The organism is Microbacterium sp. K41, from assembly GCF_004794395.1.
GTDB classification, from domain to species: domain Bacteria; phylum Actinomycetota; class Actinomycetes; order Actinomycetales; family Microbacteriaceae; genus Microbacterium; species Microbacterium sufflavum.
This window is the reverse complement of the sequence record NZ_SSDO01000058.1, coordinates 1-2,673: the sequence shown is the minus strand read 5'-3', so window position 1 is coordinate 2,673 and position 2,673 is coordinate 1. Positions and strand designations below refer to the sequence as shown.

Genomic DNA, 2,673 nt, shown 5'->3' with positions numbered 1-2,673 from the left:
GGCGATTCTCGGGCATGGAAGAGCGGATGGATGCGCGGTTCGCGGCGTCGGATGCGCGGTTCGCGATGGTGGAGGAGCGATTCTCCGGCATGGACGCGCGCTTCGGGGCCCTGGAGGAACGGCTGACGGGGATCGAGCACGAGGTGACCGAGGTCAGGATCGCGGTCGCCCGGCTGGAAGGGCCACCGCGACGGCTGATCTCCGTGCGCTGACCGCGGCGAGCGGTGTCAGAACAGCCGGGGGATGCCCGACTCGATGCCCTTCATGTCGTCGTAGTCGAGCACCAGGCAGCGGATGCCGCGGTCTTCGGCGAGCACGCGGGCTTGCGGCTTGATCTCCTGCGCGGCGAAGACGCCCTGCACGGGGGAGAGGTGGGGGTCGCGGCCCAGCAGCTCCAGGTAGCGCGTCAGCTGCTCCACGCCGTCGATGTCGCCCCGGCGCTTGACCTCCACGGCGATCGCAGCGCCCTCCGCGTCACGCACCAGCAGGTCGACCGGACCGATGGCGGTCGGATACTCCCGGCGCACCAGGGTCGCGCCCTCGGCGATGAGCTCGACCTGCTCGGCCAGCAGGCGCTGCAGGTCGGCCTCGACGCCGTCCTTCTGCAGCCCGGGGTCGATGCCCAGTTCGTGCTGCGAGTCGTGGATGATCTCGTAGATCTGCACGCGCAGCGCATCGCCCGTCTTCTTGTGCGTGACGCGCCACACCTCGACGACGCCGGCGGTCGCCTCCTCCTCGCCCGGGACCTCCGTGGCGAGGGAGCAGGGCGGGCTCATCCAGTTGAGGGGCTTGTAGCTTCCCCCATCGGAGTGCACGAGCAGGCTCCCGTCGCCCTTGTGCACGAGCAGGCGCGTGGCGAGCGGGAGATGGGCGTTGAGCCGGCCGGAGTAGTCCACCGAGCAGCGGGCGATGACGAGACGCACCCGACGAGCCTACTTCGTCGCCGACGCTGCGCCGACCGGCTCAGAGGATCGAGCCGAGCGCGTCGAACAGCCCGAGCTCGGTGGCGGCCGACCGCGCGATCAGGAACCCGATGATGCCGATGATCCATGCCGTGTTCTCGGCGCCCGTGCGCTCCATCCACGCCGCGAAGCGCTCCAGCGGGCGCTGCACGAGCGGCGCCGCCACGAGCCGCAGCACCAGGAGGACGAGGGCGGGCGCGATCATGAGCGCGCAATAGCCGACCAGCGCGAGCACGCGGAATGGGGTGTCGACACCCGCGTCGGCGAGCATCGTCATGGCCACGAGGTAGGGGAGCATCGTGGCGACCTCGACGAGCCCCGCGGCGATCGCGACCGCCATCACCGCGAACCCTCGCGTGCGCGGGTCGAGCAGGCGTTCGCGCCACCGCAGGAGGCGTCCAGGGCGTGGGCGTGCGTGCCCCGTGGTCGCGGACTCGGGGCGTTCGAGAGCGGAACCCGTGGCGGCGACGGGCGAATCGGACGACGCGCCAATCCATCGCGGTTCGGGCTCCGGGTCGGAGGCGGCCGCTCGAAACAGCGGGGCCGGGTCGGGTGTCGCCGCGGAGGCGCGACCGGAGGCGGACGGCCTCCCGGTCCACGGCGACACCCGCGGCGGCTGCCGCTCCCCATCGCCGACCGCTGCGGGCTTCGAGGTGGGCATCGCGAACGCGGTGATCAGCAGCGCGACGCCCACCAGCAGCCGCGTGATCATCCCCGCCGGGGACGCGAGGAAGTCGGAGGCGACGTCCGCCAGGTTCACCAGTCCCCACAGGAACAGGAGCCCGACCGCCAGGTAAAACCCCGCGATCGTCACCAGATACAGCACGATGCGACCGGCTCGCACGCGCCCCGGGTGCAGCAGCAGGAAGACGGGGATCAGCAGGGTGCCCACGCTGAGCCCGTCGATGAGCGCCAGCACCGCGAGCGACAGGGGGAGGGGGAGTCCGCCGAAGAGTTCCATGCCTCCACCGTCGCGGCCGGCGCGGCCGGGCGGATCGGGCGAAAGTACCGTCTGCCGCACGACCCTCATCCCTTCGTCGGATGCGACCCCGCGGTCACCGTGGTTGCATGAGGTCATGCACGAACCGGGCGAGGGCGGTCTCGGCGCCTGGTATCGGCGCCACCGCTGGTGGGCGGATCCGCTCGGTGCACTGGTGCTCTCCGTGGTCATGGCCGCCTTCGGCTTCCACGGGCTCTGGGGCCCGTTCTCGCTGCTGTCGGACGACGTGTCGCCGTGGTGGGCGCTGGTACTCGCGGTTCCGGCGTGCGTGCTCTCGCTCGGCAAGGCACGACGGCCGTGGACGGTGCTGGTGCTGGTGGCGGTGCTGTTCCTCGCCGATCTGCTCACCGTGGGGGGCGTCGGCACCCTGGTCGTGCTGCTGGACGTGCTGTGGATGGCGGCGTTCCGCGCCGGACCGCGTGGCCGCCGCGTACTCCTGATCTCTCTGGGCACGGCGACCGCGGCGCTGTTCTTCGCCGCACTGCTGTTCGCCGACGTCGACGTGCCGGTGGCCGTGCTGTTCGGCGTGCAGTTCGGGGCCATCTTCGGAACCGACTACTGGTGGGCGGTCGCGGTCTCGCAGGCGCACGAGCTGGCGGAGCTGCACCGTCAACGCGCCGAGGACGCCGCCGCCGCCGCGGAACGCGACCGCACCGAGGCCGTGCAGCGGGAGCGGGAGGCCATGGCGCGCGAGCTGCACGACGTGGTGGC

The 2,673-nt window shown here is 71.8% G+C and carries 2 protein-coding genes and 2 pseudogenes; 2 read left to right on the top strand and 2 right to left on the bottom strand.

Going from position 1 to position 2,673, the window contains the following annotated elements:
- Positions 1-212: pseudogene (locus DW309_RS00995) on the top strand (response regulator); the annotation flags it as partial.
- A gap of 15 nt (positions 213-227) precedes the next feature.
- On the opposite strand, the gene nucS reads toward DW309_RS00995, so the two are convergent.
- Entirely contained in the window at positions 228-923 is a 696-nt protein-coding gene (gene nucS / locus DW309_RS00990) for an endonuclease NucS (protein ID WP_136030957.1), read from the bottom strand.
- A gap of 40 nt (positions 924-963) precedes the next feature.
- A complete protein-coding gene (locus DW309_RS00985; protein WP_136044275.1) occupies positions 964-1,923 on the bottom strand; it encodes a GAP family protein in 960 nt (319 codons plus the stop codon).
- Between the two features lie 115 nt (positions 1,924-2,038).
- Between DW309_RS00985 and DW309_RS00980 the strand changes: the two are divergent.
- Positions 2,039-2,673: pseudogene (locus tag DW309_RS00980) on the top strand (sensor histidine kinase); the annotation flags it as partial.

What these genes read in the sequence shown, in the direction of transcription:
- DW309_RS00985 (WP_136044275.1), bottom strand. Translation starts at nt 1,923, where the DNA reads ATGGAACTCTTCGGCGGACTCCCCCTCCCCCTGTCGCTCGCGGTGCTG.